Origin of the sequence: Prochlorococcus sp. MIT 1307, assembly GCF_034092395.1 — a bacterium.
Taxonomy (GTDB): Bacteria; Cyanobacteriota; Cyanobacteriia; order PCC-6307; family Cyanobiaceae; genus AG-363-K07.
Genome location: NZ_CP139301.1, coordinates 156,084 through 178,669 on the forward strand (window position 1 = coordinate 156,084; position 22,586 = coordinate 178,669).

Consider the following 22,586-nt stretch of genomic DNA (forward strand, 5'->3'; position numbering starts at 1 on the left):
ACCTCTTTGGATTCATGGCTCTTTAGCAGTTATGCTTATACAAGAAGAAGAGGAGCTGAAAATAAAAGGCTGTGTTTGTTTGGCTAGATAATCATATTAAAGTACTAAGGCCTAACTTTATGTTTTCCCTTTTATACATTTTAGATTGATTGAGCAATCTTTAAGAATAAACTAATAGAGGATCAAAGCTTTACCTCTAATATACTTGTCACTTCCTTTAGTATTATAACGCTTGTACTTGTTTCAATTGTTATTACTCTCGTCGAAATAGCTCAAAGAACAGAAAGTTACGAAGAAGCTGCTATAGAAAAAATATATCTATTTAAGTAAATTTATGATAAAATTGTAAATCCAACACCAAATCAGCAAAGGATTGAAAACTGAATTTATTATCTTATGATTCTAAGCATATTGACTTTGCAGTAAATCCTGTAAAGTTAATATATTGAAAGTCTTTACAGTTGGTTCTCGTAATTGGTAACCATTTTTGAATTTAGAACCAAAAAGAGGATGTAAATGTTAAGTAAATCTCTCGAATTGCTTGATTAGAATGGATAATCTCAATTTAGATCAAGTAAAACAAGAAATCAAGGTTTATTTGTTTGTTGTTATTCCACTTGCAATCGTAATGATTCAAACCCTCTTAGGCCTACTCAGACAATTAATCAATAAACAAGTAGATAAACAATTCGACAAATTTGCTAGTGAAGCAAGAATTCCAAAGTTTTTAAGAAGTCGAATAGGAATAAAGTTCAAATGGAAGTAGCTAATAGCAGATTTCCTAAAGGTTGTCTTCTACTGGCAAATCGAGCACGAAATTTCTCCTCTTAATTATTACTAAAGATCTAAGGCTGACAATCTTTGAATTAATGGTGTTAATTTCATATGTCTTTAAGAAGAAATAGCATGCTTTTTGCCACGAGCATGAGTTTGGTACTTGAGAGCTACTGCTCCACAAAAGAAATTTCTGAAGAGGAATTAAATTTCCTTGAGAGGTGTTGGCTGGATTCTTTAAACTCAATTCATTACAACAGATTTCCAAGCATCGCTCCTGCTGTGGTTTGTGACGAGGCAGGTGTAGCTAGAGGTAATTATTGGATTATTTGTAATGCTGCAATTCTTGATCGCCTAAGACCTATTAAAAGGGGCATGAATAGAAGCGCTCGGATATTTGACGTACTTCGTCAGACTGGAGTATTAGCAGCTGCTTAGCACTAGCTATAGCCCGTTTAGCAAATGATAGTTATTTTAACTGTGCCTAGTTTATTCTTTTTTTTTCAATCTTAGCTTTCAAAAAATATAACTGCTTTCTTGAAAGTAGGTTCTAGCTATTTGAGACTAGACTTGACTTTGTATTTATTTTTTTCTTAAAGCTCTCAAATATTAACTTACTTCAATTTAGTTGAGTTGATTTTTATTAAATAAATAGAATTTTTCTACACGATTAATTGATCAGAAGAGAACTAAAATCTATAAAACAATCTAGATACTTTTAAAAAATTATTTTATGATCGGCAAAAGATTCATATGCGCTAGGATCACAAGTTAATAAAATGATTTGTAGCCCACTATCTGCTGCTTGGCTAAGCATTTTTTTTAAGTTTTCTAAACGCATTGAGTCAGAATTAGTAAAGGCATCATCAAAAACAATTGGAAGGCACCCATCATGTTCTTCTTTAAGAACATCAGCCATTGATAAACGTAAAGCTGCTGCTACTTGTTCTTTCATTCCTCCGCTCAGATCATTAAAGTCAAAAAATTCTTTGCCACGTTTGATCATAAGCTCACTAAATCCGTTTATTTTTTCAAAATTTAGCTTTGCTATTGGATCTTCTGGGATTATAGGCTTTAAATAATTTCCTATTGCTTGAGCTAAAGGCTCGGTATAGCGCCTAGAAAGATCTTGTTGTGCATTAAGAAAAAGTTTTTGCAATAGCTTGTGTGCATTTGTCACCCTTTTTATAGCTTGATACTCATCTCTCATTGCGTTTACTTCAAATTCAGCTTGCTCAACAACTGCATATGGATCATTTTTGCTAATAATTTCGCAATTAGCTTTAGCTGCTCCTTTTTGAGTGATTAGATAGTCCTTTCTTACTTCTAAACTTCTAATCTTTTCTTCTGTTTTTAAAATTTCATGGGGACCATATGATCGCTCTTTTGAAAATAATTGTTTTTTTAGTCCTATGAATAATTTTTCACTGGAGTGGAGTTTATCCTTAACTATTTTTATTTGATTAGATATATAAACTTGGTCCCCATGTTCTTTTTGAATAACAGAAAGCCTTTTTTTAGAATCTTTAAGACCACTTTCAATTACTTTTAGGCTGCTGTCATCATTTTGTTGCTTTGCTTTAAATTTTTGGAGGATATTTTGGGAGGCTTCTAGGTCATGTTCAGCTTTGATACAGGCATATGAAGTATCCCTGATACTCAGTTGAATAGTTTTTTGAAACTTATATAGCTCATCATTGCTATTTGGTAAATCAAGTTCCTTTCTTAATACCTTTTGATATATTTCGAGAGAAAGAAGTTGATTTTGAATATCAACTTTCTTTAGCTTACATTCTTCAAGTTCATTGTAAATAGTATCAAGGCTCCTGTTTGATGAATTTTCATTCGATTCAATTTCTTGTTGTAGTTTTAATCTGTCTTCAAAAGCTTTTTCGGCCTCTTCTAAAGAGTTTATTTTTAAACTAGAGAGCAACTTAGAGAACTCTTCTTTTTTTATTAAATATTTCTTGTGCATACTATTTATCGACTCCCTTCCCCCTGGATAGATTTTTAGGATTACATCATCCCCTACAAAAAGGTTAAATACCTTACTTATTCTTTTTTCGTCTCCTGGTCTGAGTTCTTCTGAATTAAGACGAATTGATTGGTTCGACTTTATTATTTTGATGCTAGTTTCCATAGATTTTTGAAGATTAAGAGCATCTCTTACCTCTAAACCTAGATCTCTAATATGTTGTAATTCTGAACGGCTTATTGAGACAATAGAAGAAAGCTGATTTTTTAGTGAAATAATTTTGCCTAATACTTCTTGATTGCCTTTGAGTTCATTAGTAAGACCTGAGACTTCTTTTTCATTTATTGACCTCTCTATAAGTACTTGAATCAAATGTCTTTGTTGTTCTAGGTCTTGTAGTTTTAACTTACTAGCCTTTATTAATTGTCTCTTGCTATTTGTCTCATTGTTAAGTATTAGTTCTTCCGCATTATTTTTACCCTGAACCTGCTTTAGTTTATATTGCATTTCTTCTTTAAGTTTAATATTGCATTGAAGACTAATGATTTCGTCTGATAGGGTTTTCAGAGCTTTATACCGTAATTGGATAGGCTCGAGTTCTTTCTCTGCAAGGTTAACTTTTGCTTTAAGTTCTTTTTCTTCTTCAACCTCTTTTGTCAGACTGATTCTTTTTTTCAGCAGCCTTGGTAGTTCTATATTTTGTAGAGTCTGTATTTGGCTTGTTATTGACACAAGTTCTTCACTTGCTTTTTCATATTCATATAGTTTTGAATATGCCAATTCTAAATTCTTTTCAGCTCTATTCAAAGCTTCTTCTGTTAGCCAGTAGATTGAGTTCTTTTTGATACCCCGACTAGTGAAATTTTCTTCTAGTGCTTCATCAATATTTTTACTTACAGTTTGATCATGAGCTGATTGCTGTATTGCCGCACCTCCCTTCTTTTCTAGTTGAACTAGTAATGAATCTAGCTGATAACTTTCTTTACCTTTCTTTAGTAGATCATTCCCTGAAGAGCCCTGCATAACCCAAAGGTGGGCCCATCGTGTTGGTAGAACTTTGCGTGCTTGCTTGCTTCCAAGTGATTCTTTTACGCGAATAATCAAAGCCAACAATTCTTCTGCTTCAGGGCCTGTAAGACACTTTGTATTTTTTTGGTTATGGAGTGTTATTTGACCAGAGCTCCCGCTAAAATATTTATGCAATTTGTATATCTCTTGTCTTGCTTCAAATGTAATTTGTATGCTTGGATGGCCAGAACTTAATCGTGATCTTAGTGCTTCAACAGGTTTACCAGTTGCCGACGCTTTCAGAAATAAAGTTCGGTGAAGTGCTTCTATTAAGGTGGTCTTTCCTGTTTCATTCGGTCCGCCAATTAATGTGATGCGGGGTGAGAATTCCACAAACAGATCTTTATGTAAGCGTACATTTTGTAGTTGACAATTAATTAGGCGCATGGATATCTAATTTTTCACAGCAAAACGATATAATTCACAAAGTGCAAGCCGAATTGTAGAGGCTTCCTCAGAATTTTGATCTGCTTCATTGTCTAGTCGTCCCTTTAGATCGAGCGCGACTTGAGCAATCATTGGGTCTTCTAGGCAAGTGGTTAGTTTCTCAATTTCATCAGTTTCTGGAGTTTGTTGACATTCACCCTTGATTCGAAGTCGTAATAACTTGTTTTCAAGGTCAGCTTTTATTTGCTCGTATCGGAGATGGCCTTTAAAGCTAAGCCTTCCACTTATTTCTAATCTAAGAAGATCACGTGAAACACGACCAGCAGTTAACTCTTCAATCTTTTTTTCAAATCGATCAAGATCAGCATCACTAGTAAATCTGAAACTCATGTTATGCCAATTAAGGTGCCCGGTAGGTAGGGCTGTAACTTGTGGAGCCATTCCTCGTTCAACTTCCACATGCAGAACTTGACCTCTATGATTGTTTTTACCGTTATTAAAGCGATCTGGTTCGGGGGTTCCTGAATACCAAGTATGAGCATTGATTTGCTTTAGATTATGCCAATCACCAAGTGCTATGTAATCAATTTGATCTGTTAAAAGAGCTTTTAAGTCGATCATATTGTTAGCACCAGATTGAGCCTCGTTATCTATTGCATAATCGCGAGGACCAAACTCTTGAATGCTTCCATGAGCTAGAACTACTCTTGGCTTCATTGAAGGCAATGAGTTCCAGTTGAAGCTCTGTAGCCAGTCTGTCGGATCATTGTTGTCCTTGTTTCTGAGCAATGGACAAGGTAGAAGAACAACTTGATCCATTTCATATGGTCTTCTCTCTATCAAAACCTTTAGATTTGGTGCCATCTTTGGCTGATTTCGCTGAAAGTCATGTCGATACCAAATAGTCCCTAGCGCACCATGATCGTGGTTTCCAGGGATGACTAATACAGGGACTTCCATTTCCCTAATAGCTTCGAGTACTTCTAGAACGGATGTAGTTGAAGGAGTGGGAGAGTCGAACATGTCTCCCGCTATTAGAACGAATTGCGATTGCAGAGTACTCACTTCATCTCGAATACGACTTATAACGTTTATGCGCTCTTGCTGAAGCCTGAATCGTTTTTGCTCATCTTTGACTTGGAAGAATTTTTTACCGATTTGCCAGTCAGCTGTGTGGATAAAACTGATCATTTTTAAATCGTGATTGAATGGTGGGGCTGTGGGCTTTAATTTTTCAATTTTGTTGCCATTTTGGTCAGCTTATGACTTATTCCTTTGTAGCTCTAGTTATATGGCTCGATGGCCTAAACCCCAAGTAAATCTTTTATACTAAGATCATATAGCTTAGAAGTACATATAAAACGTATAAATAGTCATCAACAAAAATCTTATCAAAAAAAGCAGAGAGAACTAATCCTTAACTTACGTATTTTTTATTCTATTATTTTGGCTTATTTTTTTTAATCTTGCGGGAATTTAATAGTTTGCTTTTAAAGGGATGTTTTTTGTGTTTAGTATGCCTATTAAGTTGAAATCAGAAAAAGAAATAATTTAATTATACTTTAGTTGTGGTAACGATATAGTAGAAATTTGTATACTTTTCTATGGGCCATGTAAATTCATATTCTTTCAAAGCTTAATTACCATAGGAAATAGCTATACTTTATTATTGTTTTGATGAGGTTATTCGTGGATAAGTGTTTTTATATTGAAATTTATTTATTTCTGGCAAAGCAGCAAAAGCATTTTGTTTCGAATTGAGCTATTCCATTGTTTATGGGTTATTATTGATTTTACAATTTCAATTGCACCTTGACTCACTGGTTGGTTGATGCATTATTGGCAATGATGTTCGTAACTTTTTTTGTCTTATTAACTTGGCAACTTTTTTTTGGAGAGGAAGAAGCCTAGTAGGCTTAATGAAAAATATAAATTTTCAGAAAGGTAGTGCAATTTTATTAAGAGGATTATTCATATAAATAATCCTTTAGCCTGGCAGCGCTTATGATATTTGATCATTAGTGTTTTGTATAAGGGAGATTTCTTTTGTAAGTTTCAAATCTCTGGATAAATAGTATAGAGATGCACTTTTTTGACTCATATGCTTCTACTTTTAGCCTAAGTACAGAGTCTATGATTAGATTGGAAAAAGTTGAAAAGATTTAGAAAAATATTTATAGCAATTGGCATCAATGATATTTTTTAAATGTATATTCACATTTTTTAAGTAAATCGAAACCAAACCTAAAAAGATTTCTTTATTCCTTTATCTCAATGTAGTATTTTTTTAGGAATAAAAAAGAAGTACTAAACCTTGCTCTGTTTGATGAAACTCTCGTTCTTCTCGGCTTAAATCGATTGCGACTTCTACACCTTCTTTGACTGCCATTTCAAAAGGAGGTTTCAGCGCTGGTTCTTTTGTTCTGCATAATGCTGCTATTCCCATTGGGGTCACTAACCATGTGAAACTTTTGGTTTGTCCTATTGGAGGCTGCTCCAAAGAATCTGAGAGAAGTTTGATTATGTCCTGCACAGTTAGTAAAGGGGGTGGTATTAGAATTTATGCGATTCTCATCCTTTTTGAGAGAGAGATGTTCTCTTCCTAACCTGGGGAAATTTTTAATTCTCTAAAAAATAGTTTTCAGCCGCAGTTATGTGAGTATTTATGTTCATAATTATTTTGAATCAAATGTTAGTTAAGATAAGAATCTAAACTTTTTCTTCTAGCCTTTCTGACAGTTTACAAGTTCTATTTATTTCATCCTTAATGTTGTTTAGACTGTTAAGGAATCGACCAATTTGCCTTCTGCTAGTTCAGGTTCGCAAGCTTTTTAATAAATAGACTTAGCCTTTTATGGCGGACTAATGTTAATAGTTAATATTTTATCATAATAACGTTAGGCTTACTCTCCCAAATTGCTGGTATGATTTTATTTGTGTTGAGGGATTAAGTATACCTTTGTTAGTAGAATGTTAATTTTTCAATAAACATTTATAGGCTCAGCAGCTCATCAGCTAATTATATTCGATGTGTTCATGTTTAGATGGAACGTAAGATTGCTAGTCTATCCTTTTATAATTAAAAACTTTTTGTAAACTTAATCCCTTTATTGTTGCTTCAGTCAAAATTATTTTGGCTATACTTTTTCTATGGAAAAGTCAAAGAAGAAAAATTTAGACCTTAAATTATTTCCAGCCCTAGCCCCATCAATTGTTGGAGCGACAGTTACATTTCTCATGCTTGGTGAGAGCATTGGGGTTTTGATCAAATCATTGGTTATTGGCTACTTTGCTTTCCTTGTTACCAGTCTTTTGATCGAACTAATTGGGTGGCTTAGAAGACGTTCTAGGTAATAGTCTTTGCTCTCTATCTTTAAAATTATGTGTATTCTGATCTTTTGCCTATTAGAGCTGTATTAGTCTTTGAGGTATTAAAATTTCATATCTATAGGTTTTCAAAATGAATCTACTTGCTACTGGGACTGGTCTTTTCGGTATTTCGCCTACTACTGATCAGCTCCTAGTCGTTAATTTGTCAGCGATTCTTGTAGGTACTACTTTCAATGCTCCTCAAAAGTTCATAAAATGGGGCGGTGTTGTTGTCGCAGTAGTAACTACAACTTGTGCCTTATGGTGTTCGCATCACTAGGTGTTTAAATTTTGGTTGGCTTGGTAGATAAGGTATGGCTATTCAATGGCTTTCCATACCCTCCTCCGCCTGGAGTCGCAATAATAATTGATTCGCCTGCTGAAACTTGAAGGCAGGCACACCCTTCGATAATAGTTTTCTCACCATTGATTTTTTCAAGTTGGTTTAATCCAACTTCACCTGGCATTCCGCCGTTCAAACCGAAAGGGGCTATCCGTCTAGACCCAGAAAGTATTGATACAGTCATAGGTTTTAAGAAACGAAACTTCCTTAACAAACCGTTTCCGCCATTCCATTGACCTTTGCCACCACTTTCTTTCCTTATTGCAAACATTTCGAGTTGAACTGGAAAACGCCGTTCAAGGATTTCTGGATCTGTTAAGCGAGAGTTAGTCATATGAGTTTGAATCCCATCGGTTCCATTAAATCCGTTTCCTGCTCCACTACCTCCACCTAGAGTTTCATAATATTGTTGGTGCTTATTCCCAAAAGTAAGGTTATTCATGGTGCCTTGACTTGCTGAAAGAACGCCTAAAGCACCAAAGAGTAAGTTGCATAATGCTTGAGAAGTTTCGACATTTCCTGCGACAACAGCAGATGGAGCTGATGGGTTTAAAAGACAACCTTTTGGAACAATTAGTTCAAGTGGTGTAAAACATCCTGCATTGAGTGGTAAATCTTCTTCTATCAAACACCTAAAGACATATAGAACTACAGACTTTGTTACTGCTAGAGGGGCTTGAAAATTCCCTTCCCCTTGAAATGAGGTGTTACTAAAATCTAATGTTGCTTTGCTGTTTGTTTGGTCAATCGTAATTTCTACAGAAAGTCTGGCTCCATTATCTAGCTCAACAGAATAAGAACTATTTGTGAGGTTTTTTATTAGATTTTGTACGGCCTTCATTGCATTGCTTTGAAGATGTGACATGTAAGCACTTACTTCTTTGTGCCCAAAATTACTAACGAGTTTTTCTATTTCAATAACTCCTAAATGATTAGCCGCTACTTGAGCTTGAAGATCAGCAATCAACTCCTCAGGGTTTCGTGGAGGTATTTTCCCTTGGCCAAGTCGCTTTTCCCAGAAGACGCGATTATGCTCTCCATTTACTGCAAACGTCTCATTACGAATAAGAAGACCTTCATCAACGATTGATTTACTAAAGGGAGGCATTGAACCTGGTGTTAACCCACCTACGTCAGCATGGTGACCACGACTAGCTACGAAATACCGTGGTGTTTTAGCACCTGCAAAGACAGGAGTAATTGCTGTTATATCCGGTAGATGCGTCCCTCCATGAAAGGGATCATTAGAAAGGACTGTTTCTAATGCACGAAGAGGCTCTCTTGTGCCATTGGATATTTGTCTTAGTAGATCTACAATTGATTCGCCCATAGAGCCCAAATGAACAGGTATGTGCGGCGCATTGGCAACTAGGGCTCCATCCTGATCAAAAACGGCACATGAGAAATCCATTCGCTCACGAATGTTGATGGATCGACTGGTTTGCTTTAGTCGTTGACCCATTTTTTTTGCTATAGAACTAAATCGATGGTGGAATAATTCCAGTGTTACCGGATCAGGTTTGTAGATATTAGAGTTGTTTAAACGCTTAAATATTTTCTTTTTGGCTTTATTGACGTGCAATAAAAGGCTTCCATGACCTTCAATACTTGCAGTCCACCCAGCTTCTAACACTATTGAACTAGTGGAGTCGACTATTAGAGCCGGCCCCTCTAGCAATTGACCCAATGGAAGACTTTCACGTTGATATAAGGGGACATTGACCCACCCTAAATGTGAAAAATATACTTGTACTGTATTTCTTGGATTCTGTAGGGGCGCGACGTTATGTACAACTCGCCTATTTTCCTGAGGAGTAGGTGTTATGACCTCAATTTCTAATCTCTCTAAGATTAAAGGTTCATTCCGTGGGGGGATGTAGCTAAATCGTTCGTGATGTGCTGATTCAAATTTTTCAATCAAGCTAATAGTATTATCTTTATCTTCCAAGTTGACTACTAATCCCTGTTCGCAGGATTGATACCTAATTTCAACACGAGCTAATTGTATTGAGGTAATGCTATCTGTTTCTATCTGATCCTCTTCACAGTCTTCGAGTAACTCTGTTGCCTTTTTTTTCTCTGAATCGCATAATTTTTTAAGCTTTTCTACAGTTGCCTTATTAAGTGGTTCACGTAGGTTTGTTGTTCGGAATTGAGATTGAGGGGCAATCCCGATTCCATATGCCGAAAGTACACCAGCTAGAGGGTGAAATAAAACTTTCTCGAGTCCTAGGAGTTGAGCTAATCGACAAGCATGTTGTCCTCCTGCTCCACCGAATGCCACAAGGACACCTTTGCGGATGTCGTGACCACAAAACACAGAAACCTGCTTTATTGCATCTGCCATTCGTTCTAAGGCAATTATTAAGGCACCTTCAGCTATCTTTTCAGGCGTGCTATTGAATGTCTCAGCAATTTCAGAAAAGAGTTTTTGTACTATCGATTTATCAATAGTTTGATTTCCTGAAGGGCCAAATAGTGCTGGAAATGTTGTGGATTGAAGGCGTCCTAGTAAAAGATTTGCATCTGTAATTGTCAGTGGTCCTCCTCGTCTGTAACAAGCAGGTCCAGGAATTGCGTTAGCGGAGCGAGGGCCTACTTTTAAGAGGCCTCCTTGTTCATAAATAATTGATCCACCTCCGGCTGCAACAGTATGAATCGGCAACCTTTGCGCCATTAATTGTTGACCGGCTATTTCTGTTTCAGGAAGACGCTTCCAGTGATTTCCTTGTCCAGCAGGAACATAGAACACATCAGTTGAGGTGCCTCCCATATCAAATCCAATGAGAGGTTGTTTGTTTAGCCCTGATTCTTTGGCAGCCGCTACAGCCCCAACCATCCCTCCAGCTGGGCCAGAAAGAATTGTATCTTTAGCAAGTAACACATCTGGTGGGAATAGGGTTCCACTAGAGCCCATAATGCGTATGCGCGTAGAAATCCCTAAGTCATTTCTAATTTGTCTTAGATAGGCCAGAAATACAGGAGAGATCTTTGCTTCAACTAAGGTGGTTTGCCCTCTCGCTACTACACGAGGGAGAGGAGAGATTTTATGAGAGCAGATAACATTTTGAAAGCCTATTTGTATTAGCCATTTCTTTAATTTTAATTCATGATCTGGGTTGGCATATGAATTCAGCAGGACTATTGCGCAAGTCTTGTTCCCTTGTAGATGTTTTGTTCTGACTTCTTCCTCTAGCTCTTTACTTATTAATAATGGTTGAAGCTCTTTGCCATTTGTATCAATCCGACCTTCAACTTCTAAAACTGCATTTGCAAGAAATTTTGATCGTTCAATATTTAATGCAAATAAATCTGGACGTCGCTGATCTCCAATACGTAAAAGGTCGCCTAAACCTCGATTACAGAAAAGAATTACAGGACTTCCAACATCTTCTAATAAAGTATTTGTAGCTACGGTTGTACCTAGACGAACCTCCTGTATTAAGCCTTTGGGTATGGGGTCGTCTTCCCGGAGCCGCAGGACTTCTTTAATAGCTCTAACTGCTGGATCACCAAAGTGATTTGGTTGTACAGAGAGCACTTTTCTTACTATCTGTTTCCCAAATGGATTGATTCCGACTAAATCAGTGAATGTACCTCCACGATCAATCCAAAATTTCCATTTCATTAATGCGACCTTGGACCCAAATAGTATTCTATTATTAATTTGATTAATCCTAAAAACAAGCTTTTACGGTGTGTATTAATTTTAGAAAAACTGCTTGAGAATAAACACTGAATTATAGAGCTACACTTCTAGTCGACTCCAACATGACTATGGAGGAAAAGCTAGAAAAAGCTTCATGGATATTAATCTCAAAAAGTACAATTAAAGGGTTTCAATTTTAGTCTTCACTATTTAATTAACTGCACTTTTGAGACTCCATTATTAATAGTATAGGGCTTGAGTAAGCTCTAAAGCCTCTAAAGAATGAGGAGGGTTGCCGATTTAGAAAATAATGATCTATCTTGAAGAATTAAAAGAAATTGTTGAATTATTAATTGAAGAATAATAAGAGTTGATTCTCAATACTATAGAAATAGTTAGATTTTTATGAGTTCAAAATTTTTCCTTCGAGTCTTTGAGAGATTTTTCCTTCTTCAAGGTTAGAGCACTAAAAATTATCTACTATGCCTGAACTCTAAATATGTGTTGGATTTTATCTTCCTGGCATTGCGGGCTTATAAGTTTCCCCTTGAGAAGCACATTCCAGGCTGTCCTTAGTGGCTATTCCTGTTACAGGATTTATACCTTCTGCAATTTTGCAGAGATTTTTTTGGTCATCGCTATCAAGAACTGCATAGGTAAAGTCAGCCCCTTCAATTCTTGCACCTGCAAAGCTGCTCCCAGCCGCAATCATGTTGGTTAAAATGGCATTGCGCAAATCGGTTTTTTGAAAATTCACTCTGTCTGAAAGTGTATCTGTAAGATTTATCCCTTGAAGGTTAGATCCCTTGAGATCGGAGAGAGTTAATACAGTGCCATGGAGATCTACTCCACTAAAGTTTGCATCTCTGGCAATAGCGCCAGCAATAGAAGATTTGGAAAGGTCTTGATCATGGAAATCAAAACCAGTTATGTCAGATCGGACATAGTTGGGCACTTCCTCACCTTGATCTAGTCTCGCTTGCGCAGGAGAAACCATAAGAAGAAGGCAAATCATGAAGCCAACCAATATTCCTAGCCACCGAACTTTTAATGGATATTCCACAATGGATCAGCTCAAGAGGCTTTATTTTGCCTTAATTACCTATCCTTGGAAAAGTTCAGTAAATATATAGATAAATCCGTTTACCTCTATTTGGCTATTGTTGGGTTTTGGTTCGTCAGTACAAGTTATAAGAGCCTATGCATTATTGAGCTTTTTGAAGCTTCTCATAGCTTTTAAGCTTGATTGGCCTTCATAGGTTGGACTAGCTTTATAAGTACTTTTGAAAAAGTAGGTCAAGGATCCTTCAAAAATAATTGGGCGACCCAGGGAAGCAGCATTGAGTTATAAAACTGGCTTCATGATGGTCGCTTGACCAGTTATCCCTAGTTACGTAGGATCATCAAGCTCCCTCCACTGATCCAGTGATTGATTTCCGACTATTAATAGTTCTAGCCCCGATAGTTGCTTCAGTAGCCTGGACTGCTTTTTGGCTGTTTAGGTGGGGTGTTTTTAACCTGGATAACGTTCCAGCACTCCTAAAAGGTGATTGAGGCAACTTTTAATGATCAGTGGCTTTAAGTTAAAGCACTGATCAAGCCCAGAAATAAGCTTTTTTACCCACTGACTGGATCAATGGGTAAAATATTTATATCTTTTGAATATACTTTTCGTTAATTTTCTTTTAAGTATTTATAAGATCCACTGCTTTATATATCACTTTAAAAGAAAGGCATTGTCCACGAAAGCTCTTAATAACTAGATGTTAGTTTTAATGACTTTGTTTAAAATTAACCGCAATCATTGAGTGGGCATTTGTACATTCGCGAGCCCAAAGCCATTGTAGGCTCTTTCATCAGAGGCTTCATGTTGTGGCAATAAATTCAAAAGCAAAAAAAAAGTATAACCTTGGCTTATTAATTCTCGTTAAAGGTATTAGATGAGCCTTCTAAGTGTTGTCTAGTTGTTCTTAGTTCTCTTTATATTTCATATCAAGTTCAGAATATAGAAAAAAAGCAACGCCTTTTTTCTATATTGCTTTGCTTTAATTAAATTGACTGAAAATAGGTTGAATAGCAAATTCAATTATTAAGAATGAAATCCCAAGCCATGCTGTAAGGAAAGTAATAAGAAGAGTTGCACCGCTAAAAAAAGGTTTGAAATCATTTTTGCTACGACCTTCTTCTAGTTGCCTTTTGCACTCAATTGCTTCTAACTTAGATAGTCGAAAATAATTGGATTGAGGTAGCCATTTCTCAGAATAGTTTTTTTGGAGTATTTTTAAAATGGACTTAGAGTCACTTGTTTGAAGCACTGCTTCTAATTTACCTGGCTCGAGAATTTTTTTTGTTTTTTCAATATTGTCTGTTCGACCAATGTTGTATAGTTCACCATTGCGAACCAAATAGACGTATTCAGCCATGTTTTTAGTATTGGTAACTTAGCTTTATGCCTTTATTTGAAATTGTTCAATTGCTTTTCTTTGGATGACTTCATTGTTGGAATTTCTAGAGAGATTGAATAATTCATGATTCCAGTCTATAAAAGGATTAGTTTACGAAAAGTAAGCATGTAACTAATAAAATAATAGCTTAACTCAGTTTGTAGTTAGATTTTTATTTTTGGTTGGAACCTTATCTTAACTCTGTTCAAAGCAAACGTGTCAATTACCTTAGCCAAAATCAATTGGTATGCCTCAAGAGACTAAAGTAATGCTATGGATTTAGAGATTGCCAAGAGTGGCTCTTACCTTGTTCAATGGAAGTTATATAGGAAAAAAGAATACCGGAATAGGAGTTTTCTCAAGGGATCTGGCCCTTGCACTTTCCCCAGAGATTGTTCTTTTACTTGATCCATTAAAAAGTGGAAGAAAAGGAAGTATTGACATTCCCTCAGACCTTTCTCCTGCATATGGATTAAAAGGACATTTGAAGAGACTTTATTGGGTCCAAAAATATGTTCCAAGTTTAATGCATAAATTAGGAGCTGATTTGTTTTTCTCTCCTTTACCAGAAGCACCTTTATTTAGTTCTGTAAGATCAATAGTTCTAGCCCATGACCTACTCCCACTTCGTTATCCTCAGCCTAATTTTCTTTTTGCATATTATTTACTTTATGTGACTACAGTACTTCATCAGGCCGAAATGATACTTTGCAATTCAGAAGCAACAGCACGAGAGATAAATAGATTTCTCAAGATTCCAGCTTCTAAGCTTGTTACAATAAAACCAGGCTTTAAAAGCCAGAATTTATATCCAATGAATCTTTCTAGAGAAGACTTTTTTCTGATACTAGGAAGGCATAACCCACATAAAAACCTAGCAAGAGTTCTCAAAGCCTTTTCACTTCTAAAAAGAAAAAATTATAAGTTAATGTTTGTTGGTCCATCAGATAGGAGATATACACCTAGGCTAAAAAGAATAGCTAGAGAGTATCAGATATCAGATAGATGTATTTGGAGAGATTGGGTAAGTGATGAAGAAAGATTGTTACTCCTAAATAAGTGCAGGGGACTAGTTATAGCAAGCCTATGGGAAGGATTTGGTTTGCCAGCTCTAGAGGCCATGGCTTGTGGTACACCAGTCATGGCCTCTAATAGAGGCGCACTTCCAGAAGTCGTTGGCGCTACTTCCATCTTGATTGACCCTTTTAACTATGAGTCAATTACAAGTGGAATGCTAGAGCTATCTGATAGTAAGACTTTGCAAAACATTTCCAGGATAGAAGGTCCTAAGCGGGCTTTAACTTTTAATTGGAAAAACACAGCAGAACAAGTAGAAAGATTGCTTTTGGATATGTAGAAATAAATTGAATCCCCTTTGTTGTTAGTGATAATAGATACATCTTTTATTCTTGGGATTTATTGTAGAAATTACACTACTCATGTTTGAACTTCCATTGAATTTTCTAACATTAATAATAGCTTTACTATGAATTTACAGTCGACACACTTATGCATTTGCTGTTAAAAACAGCTCTTTTTTCAATTCTTCTTGCCCTTACAGACTTTTTCAGATTAAAAAGACCACTGTCAGGGGGCTTGTTTTGTATCAAATCTGACGTCATGCCTGGTTTCATGGAAATTCAGTAACAAGTTCAGCCAAGCCACCCTCGATGTCTTAATATTTTCTTTATGAACTACCTTGATCCTGCGGAGCGTGTTCTATTTCCTGTAATCATCTCGGTTAGAGCTGATACAGCAAAATTGCTCAGCGAGATGGCTAGTGAGATGGATGTGAGTATGGACGAGGTCATTAGTGCAATTGCGGAAGAGTCAGCAAGTGGACTGGGTCCAATCAATGAAGAGCTCAGCAATGTATGTATTCCAGATAAATGCAGCTTAGAAGAACTCCTGAAGTTTATAGACTAAAAAGTTACTGGCAAGAGATAAAAGAAATTTGGGTTGACTTGACTCATGCATAATAATAAAGTAAATTCTCTTTTTATTATTTTTATAATAGAAATATAGAAGTTATGGATTAGATGCGCGAGAATAAAAAATGATAAGGGTTAGAGCAAGTGATTGCAGAAAAGATCAATCAGCTTGATGATCAACAACTTGATCTTCTTCAGCGTCCTGGCATATCAGATTTTGATAACAATGATTCTAAAGATTCTATTGTTAGAGACTTAGAAGGGGGGAGTATTTCTTTCGCCAGAGATGATCCTTCAACATCTTTCCCTAAGATGTTACTTATTATCGATACAGAAACTACTGGCCTCGATCCTCAAACAGATGAATGTATTGAGGTAGGCGCAATTTTGTTTCATGTGTTAAGCCGTTCTGTTATTGCGCAGCATTCGTTTCTGTTGCCAGTGGCTTCTAATAGTGCTGAACCTATTAACCGAATTTCAGCAGAAGTTTCAAGGTTGGAACAACCCTGGCAGCAGGCTGTGCTTTATTTTCAGAATTTGATTGATGTAGCTGATGTTTTGGTAGCACATAACACTAATTTTGATCGTGAGTGGTTTGGGAAGGGACCTTTACCGGCTATATCTAAGCCATGGTTATGTACTATGAATGACATCAGATGGCCATCTGAGCGGCAGTTAAGAGCCAGGCCTTCTGTTAGAGACCTTGCTTTGGCCTATGAAGTTCCAGTTTGGAATGCACACCGCGCGCTAACAGATTGCTTATATATTGCGGAAGTTTTTCGCCGTTGTGATGATTTAGAGGTTTTGTTGGCTCATGGACTGGAACCACGCAAATTAATGCGAGCCCAAGTTTCTTTTGAGCAGAGGTATTTAGCGAAGAAAGCTGGTTTTACTTGGAATGAACCGGTTCGTGGTGCTTGGACTCGCAGATTAAGCGAGAGAGAGGAACTTTTGTTGGACTTCGCTGTGACACCTATTGAAAGTATTGATTAGATCACTAGTTTTTTTTGAGGAGTGTTTAATTATCCTAAATTCAGTTTTTTGAAATGTTGTTTTTACTGCTAAAAGTTGACCATCCTTTTTTGTTTTCCTTCAATCACTTTTATTGAACATCATAAAAACTACATTTCCTATTTAAGTAAAATCAAGCATTGCAATCGAGTTCAAAACTGAGTGAGTCATTTGCAAGAGGTTTGGAGTATGGCGCGATTGATTCGTTCGGCTTAAACTTTTTGTATTTTGAATCTAAAATGGATAAGTGACTGTCTGATTTTTTACTTAATCAACTTTTTATAAACTTCCTCAATTTTCAAATAGCATGGTTAACTAATGGTTTGATAATTATACTTAACGGTTAAGATTAATATGCCATTAAAGCAATATATATTATTAAGATTTTGATTTGATTATGGTTGACCAACCTTCAAGGATGTTTATATTTTAAAATTTGTAATTATTTATTTCAAATATGGGAAATTCTATAAAGCCTTAGTGTTGAGGTTTTGGCAAGATGATTTCTTGAAACAATGTTGATAAAAATCGGAGCGGCGGGATTTGAACCCACGACCCCCACTACCCCAAAGTGGTGCGCTACCAAGCTGCGCTACGCCCCGTCAAATTAAGTTATCACAGGCCATTGACGTTTTAGAGCTCCTGAAATAGAAAGCTTCTGTTTTTTTGCTCTCAATGTATTTATACTTTACGCGCAGATTCAAACTCCTTTCCTCCTATAGCTTGGCCTCTAACTTTATTGATCAATACCTTAGTTAAGGAAGAATTATCCTTGGTTTCTTATTTTAAGAAATTCCCCCCAATTCCACCTGGCTTTCAATTGCTTCTAAGAAGTATATTTTTTGGTGAATTAACTAATAAATATTGATAAATAGCTGACTTATCTTTTCTTGGGAATATGTTAGTTATAAAGTAGTAACTCTTCAAAATGGTATGAGAATTAGATAGTGATTTTTGACTAAAATCGATAATTACCTAATATATGAATTAATACTTATTAAAAGGTTTGGAGCATAAATATCTTTAGAAATACTTTTATATTTTTAGTGGCTTACTATTTATACTTTGCGAATCTCTCCATTCTATGGATGGTTGAAGGCCATTTTGAGCGGGCCTTAAAGAAAAGATTAGACTGAAGATAAGTAGAAGAGTTGCTATTAAAGCTAAAATCACAGTTCGATCTGGTAGTTGATCATTCATTGTGTGATAGGAGAATTGTTGCTTCTGAGAACACAATGGCTTATGTTCCAATCAAAGTGTGACCAAACTTCTTTTTTTAGAATAAAATTTGCCCCTTCGAAGTCTTCTAATAAAACATTTGTCGGCATCGCGGAACAATAAGGTCTGCTTCCTGGCTTTGCTAAATATTGTTGATGGTAATCCTCGGCATAAAAGAATTTTTGATTTGATTTTACTTCTGTAGTAATAGTGCCAAATCCTCTGCTATTTAAATTCTTTTGATAAGTCTTTAGGCTTGAGTCTATCAATCTTTTATGATCGGGATTGCTTATATAGATTGCGGAGCGATATTGAGTCCCAGAATCATTTCCTTGACGATTGCCCTGTGTTGGGTCATGGCATTCCCAGAACATTTTTAGCAAATCACTTATATCAATTAGTGATTGTCTCCAAACCACTCTTACCACTTCTGTATGGCCAGTTCTGCCTCCGCAGACCTGGTTATAAGTTGGGTTAGTAGCATGGCCACCTGCATATCCAACTGCAGTAGTAACTACTCCAGGCAATTTCCAAAAGCCTTTTTCTGCTCCCCAAAAACAACCACAAGCAAAAAGGATCTCTTGCTCATCAGCATTGATTGGAGCAGTTATAGGAGTACCTAAGATTTCATGGAGTACTCCTTTGGAGTTTGATAAATCCAATTTTGTTTTATTGGGTTGTAGCCAGGATTTGAACATTTGTAATTTGAATTGATGTAACCCTAGTCATTTAAAGCAGGCTCCACAGGTTCTATATGGATGTGGTTTAGCAATGTAGTTACAAAAGCGAAGAGTAAAAATGGAAGGCTAAGTACCAATATCAATCCAACACCCACAAGAGCAAACACGGGTCTCGATGAGCCCATTAACGCTAGACCTGAGGCAAGACTTACGAAGATGACGGCCATCCAGGCCAAGACTTGGATATAAATATCCCCGAATGCCAGGTCGCAGCGAACGGCGTAAGGTGTTCCGACGTTCATTTGATTGGTGTTAGATACTCCTTAGAGCTTGCTAGAAGATTTTTAATTGTCTTGAAATCTTTGGCAAATGTTTCTATTGAGGGGATTTAACAACTGATTTATCAAGAGACCGCATCTAGTTGTTCTACAGCCTTTTCTCTTTCCCAAAGCCGTTTGTATGTTCCTTCTTGATTGATCAATGCAGAATGTGTTCCCTGTTGAACTAGGCGTCCTTCCTCTAGAACCAATATTCGATCACATGCAGCTGCAGCTGAGAGTTGATGGCTGATCATGAGAATGGTTCTGTCTTTTTGTTCTCTTATAGATGAAAGTATTGCCGCGGCAGTCTTGTTATCAACACTTGCTAATGCGTCATCAAGAACTATGACTGGAGATCTAACTAGCAAGGCTCTTCCTAATGCAGCTCTTTGACGCTGACCTCCACTTAGAGTTATTCCACGTTCTCCTACTAGAGTTTTAAAGCCATCAGGAAATCCACGTACATCGTCCATAAAATGAGCTTGATTGGCAGAAGCTTCTACCTCTTCATTTGAAGCTTCTGGATCTCCATAGCGAAGGTTTTCGGCAAGACTACTTGTAAATAAATATCCTTCTTGCGGGACGAAGGCTACATTCTTTCTTAAATCATTTAACCGGAGGTCTGTAACGTCATTTTGATCTAAGAAAAGTTCCCCTTTAGAGACTTGTACCATGCGCCCTATTGCTCTAGCTAATGTAGTTTTTCCGCAGCCAATTGGACCAACTACTGCAACCAATTCTCCAGGATTAATTACGAAACTCAACTTGTCTAATACATTTCGGCTGCTGTCTTGATATCTAATCGTTAGATCTTTTGCTTCTAACCTTCCTGATATTTGTTGCTTTAGGATTTTGGGATTTTTAGGGTCTGTGATTTTGGGCTTTCTTGTTAATAGTTCTTCCACCCTTTCAAGACTGACTTGACCTACTTGAAAAGTGTTTAAAGTGAATCCAAGAATGGCAGTTGGGAATACCAACCTTTCTACATAAAGTATCAGTGCTACTAGACCACCAACACTTAGAATACCTTTTTCTAATTGACCACTCCCAAGAGCAATTAATAATAAAAGTGATATAGAAGATATTCCTTGAAGGAGAGGAAAGAGTGTGCTTGCTGTTCTTGCTAGTCCAATTGCTGAGTCTCTGTAATTATTATTTAATTGATTGAAAGCTTTTCTTTCAGAACTCTCTTGGCCATATATTTTTATCGCACTTATTCCTGAGAGGTCTTCTTGGATTAATTCACTTAAATTGGCTAGAGATTCTTGTTGTCTTTTCCTTTGCTTAACCATTCGTCCTCCAAAGAGACTTACTGTTCCTAGCATTACTGGGTAAAGAGCTATTGCCGCTAATGTCAACCATGGGTCTATTGCAATCATCGCTGGAATAGTGAAGCAATAAGCAAGTAAAGTATTAGTTAGACTTAGAATTGTGAAGCCAAGTAATCTTCTAATATTCTCGACATCACTTGTAGCTCTACTTATTACTTCTCCACTGCCTACTTCTTGTACCCAACCAGGTTCTTGAGTAAGCATATGGTCGAACAAACGCTGACGAAGCTCTACTTCCACTTGTCTACCTACCCCAAACACTAATTGCCTTGAAATAAGCCGAACAATTCCCATTGAGCTTGCCAGCCCAACAATCCAAATTGCTTGTTTTAGAACATCATTGAAAGAGAAACCTTCTTTTAATTCATCAACAATGGTTCTAACTTCCATTGGGATGGCAACACTTAATATATTTACTAATACAAGGGCTAAAGCCCCTAGAAGCAATTGCTTGCGATGGGGCCTTAGATATCTACCGATTAGATCTAAACGTAATGATGTCATATTTTTTTTTCTAAGAGAGACATGCTAGTCATTTCAGGTGGGAATAATGAGTAAATTCATGTTGATTCGATTAGTAGCTGGAATTCTATGAAGGAGCAGAATCATCCTCTTTACTCTATTGATCGTGATCATATTGATCGATTGTTAGGCAAGGAGAAACCAGAAGATGGAGATATTGTGGATTTGGCAAGATTAATGCTTCGATATGAGGGCTTCCCTGGTGCATCAGATCTTCATGACGATATGCGCAAGACTCTTAAGCTATGGGGCCTTAGCAGAGAAACTTTAAATCAGAAAGCTCGTTGTATTTGGGACGCTGGTTACCGTCCTGGTGATAAAGGTGAGGATGTAGTTGGCTCTGGATTTGATACAAAAGATGCTGAAACCATCTAAAGCGACCGTGGGTGTTTTTATTTGCTATCGCACCTTGTCTCTTTTTGGGTGATATTGGAGGTATCTCGTCCTCAAGAGTTGGTCGAGGTGGAATGTCTCTGGCTTTTTTGATCAATGTCTTTGCACCAAACCTCCTGGCCTGAACTTCTCGAGATGCTTATTCAAGGGAAAGACCTTTCTGATGATCAAGCCACCTCGCTTATTAGTGCATGGCTTCAAGAAGAATTGACACCAGTTCAGACTGGAGCTTTTTTGGCTGCCCTTCGCGTTAAAGGTCCAACAGGTGAAGAATTAGCTGCAATGGCAAAAGTCTTGAGAAAGGCCTGTTCTTTGCCTTGTTCAATTCCAGAAATTTCTATGGTTGATACTTGTGGAACAGGAGGTGATGGTGCTGAGACTTTTAATATTTCAACTGCAGTAGCTTTTACTGCTGCAGCTTGCGGAGCAAAAGTTGCGAAGCATGGGAATCGAAGTGCAAGCGGGAAGGTTGGTTCTGCTGATGTTCTTGAGGAATTAGGTATTTGTCTTTCCGCTCCTCTTGAATTAGTTGTTCAGGCCATTACCAAATCAAATGTCACCTTTTTGTTTGCTCCTGCTTGGCATTCTTCACTAGTTAAATTAGCCCCTTTGAGAAAAAGTTTAGGTGTGAGAACCATTTTCAATCTTTTGGGCCCTTTGGTGAATCCTTTACTGCCTCAGTCACAGGTTCTCGGAGTTGCAAAGAGTAATTTGCTAGATCCAATGGTTGATGCATTACAAAAATTGGGCTTAAAAAGAGCTGTTGTTGTTCATGGGGCTGGGGGCTTAGATGAAGCGTCGCTTGCTGGTCCGAACGATCTTCGTTTTCTTGTAGATGGCAAGGTGACCTCTGCAATGATTGACCCCTCTGACATGGGGCTGACCTCTTCTCCTGTTGAGGCTCTAAAAGGTGGAGATGTTTCCTTTAATAAGCAGATCCTTGTTTCTGTTTTAAAAGGAGAAGGAACAATTCCTCAGCGAGATGTAGTGGCTTTGAACACCTCTTTGGTTTTGTGGGCTGCTGGTGTGGAAGAAGATTTAGATTGTGCATTATCTAAATCTTTAAATTGTTTAAAAGAGGGTTTACCCTTTCAGAGTCTTGAGTCTTTAAAAAGAACTCTTGATTCATCTCATTAAAGGACGAAAAATCTTTTTGTTTTTGAATTATTTT

18 protein-coding genes and 1 tRNA gene are annotated in these 22,586 nt (G+C 36.9%); 9 read left to right on the plus strand and 10 right to left on the minus strand.

Annotated elements, in window-relative coordinates:
• Positions 1-550 precede the first annotated feature (550 nt).
• Together SOI82_RS00965 and SOI82_RS00970 are read left to right on the plus strand one after the other, a co-directional pair.
• Positions 551-766 carry a hypothetical protein gene (locus tag SOI82_RS00965; RefSeq protein WP_320667538.1) on the plus strand — a complete coding sequence of 72 codons (216 nt, stop codon included), beginning with the start codon at positions 551-553 and terminating at the stop codon, positions 764-766.
• Positions 767-885: 119 nt separating this feature from the next.
• A complete protein-coding gene (locus SOI82_RS00970) occupies positions 886-1,212 on the plus strand; it encodes a hypothetical protein (RefSeq protein ID WP_320667539.1) in 327 nt (108 codons plus the stop codon).
• Between the two features lie 280 nt (positions 1,213-1,492).
• Here the strand turns inward: SOI82_RS00970 and SOI82_RS00975 are convergent, their stop codons facing one another.
• The 3 genes from SOI82_RS00975 to SOI82_RS00985 form a co-directional block, all read right to left on the minus strand.
• Positions 1,493-4,204 (minus strand): AAA family ATPase, encoded by a 2,712-nt coding sequence (locus SOI82_RS00975; protein WP_320667540.1) that lies wholly within the window; start codon positions 4,202-4,204, stop codon positions 1,493-1,495.
• Between the two features lie 6 nt (positions 4,205-4,210).
• Positions 4,211-5,395 carry a DNA repair exonuclease gene (locus SOI82_RS00980; RefSeq protein WP_320667541.1) on the minus strand — a complete coding sequence of 395 codons (1,185 nt, stop codon included), beginning with the start codon at positions 5,393-5,395 and terminating at the stop codon, positions 4,211-4,213.
• 1,096 nt (positions 5,396-6,491) lie between these two features.
• Complete coding sequence (locus SOI82_RS00985; protein ID WP_320667542.1) at positions 6,492-6,737, minus strand: hypothetical protein; 246 nt, start codon at positions 6,735-6,737, stop codon at positions 6,492-6,494.
• 927 nt (positions 6,738-7,664) lie between these two features.
• Between SOI82_RS00985 and SOI82_RS00990 the strand changes: the two genes are divergently transcribed.
• Complete coding sequence (locus SOI82_RS00990) at positions 7,665-7,853, plus strand: hypothetical protein (RefSeq protein ID WP_320667543.1); 189 nt, start codon at positions 7,665-7,667, stop codon at positions 7,851-7,853.
• Between the two features lie 4 nt (positions 7,854-7,857).
• On the opposite strand, the gene SOI82_RS00995 is transcribed toward SOI82_RS00990, so the two are convergent.
• The gene (locus SOI82_RS00995) at positions 7,858-11,544 is read right to left on the minus strand and encodes a hydantoinase B/oxoprolinase family protein (RefSeq protein WP_320667544.1); all 3,687 of its coding nucleotides are present in this window, start codon (positions 11,542-11,544) and stop codon (positions 7,858-7,860) included.
• Positions 11,545-12,076: 532 nt separating this feature from the next.
• Positions 12,077-12,580 (minus strand): pentapeptide repeat-containing protein, encoded by a 504-nt coding sequence (locus SOI82_RS01000; protein ID WP_320668432.1) that lies wholly within the window; start codon positions 12,578-12,580, stop codon positions 12,077-12,079.
• A gap of 410 nt (positions 12,581-12,990) precedes the next feature.
• On the opposite strand from SOI82_RS01000, the gene SOI82_RS01005 reads away from it, so the two are divergent.
• Complete coding sequence (locus SOI82_RS01005; RefSeq protein WP_320667545.1) at positions 12,991-13,119, plus strand: photosystem II protein Y; 129 nt, start codon at positions 12,991-12,993, stop codon at positions 13,117-13,119.
• Positions 13,120-13,610: 491 nt separating this feature from the next.
• On the opposite strand, the gene SOI82_RS01010 is transcribed toward SOI82_RS01005, so the two are convergent.
• Positions 13,611-13,988, minus strand: a complete 378-nt coding sequence (locus SOI82_RS01010; protein WP_320667546.1) for a GIY-YIG nuclease family protein — start codon at positions 13,986-13,988, stop codon at positions 13,611-13,613.
• A 316-nt stretch (positions 13,989-14,304) separates the two neighbouring features.
• Here SOI82_RS01010 and SOI82_RS01015 point away from each other — a divergent pair, with 316 nt between their 5' ends.
• From SOI82_RS01015 to SOI82_RS01025, 3 genes are all read left to right on the plus strand, one after another.
• The gene (locus tag SOI82_RS01015) at positions 14,305-15,366 is read left to right on the plus strand and encodes a glycosyltransferase family 1 protein (RefSeq protein WP_320667547.1); all 1,062 of its coding nucleotides are present in this window, start codon (positions 14,305-14,307) and stop codon (positions 15,364-15,366) included.
• Positions 15,367-15,698: 332 nt separating this feature from the next.
• Complete coding sequence (locus SOI82_RS01020) at positions 15,699-15,935, plus strand: hypothetical protein (RefSeq protein WP_320667548.1); 237 nt, start codon at positions 15,699-15,701, stop codon at positions 15,933-15,935.
• Positions 15,936-16,210: 275 nt separating this feature from the next.
• The gene (locus SOI82_RS01025) at positions 16,211-16,933 is read left to right on the plus strand and encodes a 3'-5' exonuclease (RefSeq protein ID WP_320668433.1); all 723 of its coding nucleotides are present in this window, start codon (positions 16,211-16,213) and stop codon (positions 16,931-16,933) included.
• A gap of 546 nt (positions 16,934-17,479) precedes the next feature.
• On the opposite strand, the gene SOI82_RS01030 is transcribed toward SOI82_RS01025, so the two are convergent.
• From SOI82_RS01030 to SOI82_RS01045, 4 genes are all read right to left on the minus strand, one after another.
• Positions 17,480-17,553, minus strand: a tRNA-Pro gene (locus SOI82_RS01030).
• Between the two features lie 594 nt (positions 17,554-18,147).
• Positions 18,148-18,867 carry a peptide-methionine (S)-S-oxide reductase MsrA gene (msrA, locus tag SOI82_RS01035; RefSeq protein ID WP_320667549.1) on the minus strand — a complete coding sequence of 240 codons (720 nt, stop codon included), beginning with the start codon at positions 18,865-18,867 and terminating at the stop codon, positions 18,148-18,150.
• Between the two features lie 23 nt (positions 18,868-18,890).
• Positions 18,891-19,151: a hypothetical protein gene (locus SOI82_RS01040; protein WP_320667550.1), complete on the minus strand. Its 261-nt coding sequence runs from the start codon at positions 19,149-19,151 to the stop codon at positions 18,891-18,893.
• Positions 19,152-19,252: 101 nt separating this feature from the next.
• Positions 19,253-21,004: an ABC transporter ATP-binding protein gene (locus SOI82_RS01045; RefSeq protein ID WP_320667551.1), complete on the minus strand. Its 1,752-nt coding sequence runs from the start codon at positions 21,002-21,004 to the stop codon at positions 19,253-19,255.
• Positions 21,005-21,091: 87 nt separating this feature from the next.
• Here SOI82_RS01045 and SOI82_RS01050 point away from each other — a divergent pair, with 87 nt between their 5' ends.
• Together SOI82_RS01050 and trpD are read left to right on the plus strand one after the other, a co-directional pair.
• Positions 21,092-21,397 (plus strand): DUF3288 family protein, encoded by a 306-nt coding sequence (locus SOI82_RS01050; protein WP_320667552.1) that lies wholly within the window; start codon positions 21,092-21,094, stop codon positions 21,395-21,397.
• 114 nt (positions 21,398-21,511) lie between these two features.
• Positions 21,512-22,552 carry an anthranilate phosphoribosyltransferase gene (trpD, locus tag SOI82_RS01055; RefSeq protein WP_320667553.1) on the plus strand — a complete coding sequence of 347 codons (1,041 nt, stop codon included), beginning with the start codon at positions 21,512-21,514 and terminating at the stop codon, positions 22,550-22,552.
• The last annotated feature ends 34 nt before the right edge of the window (positions 22,553-22,586 follow it).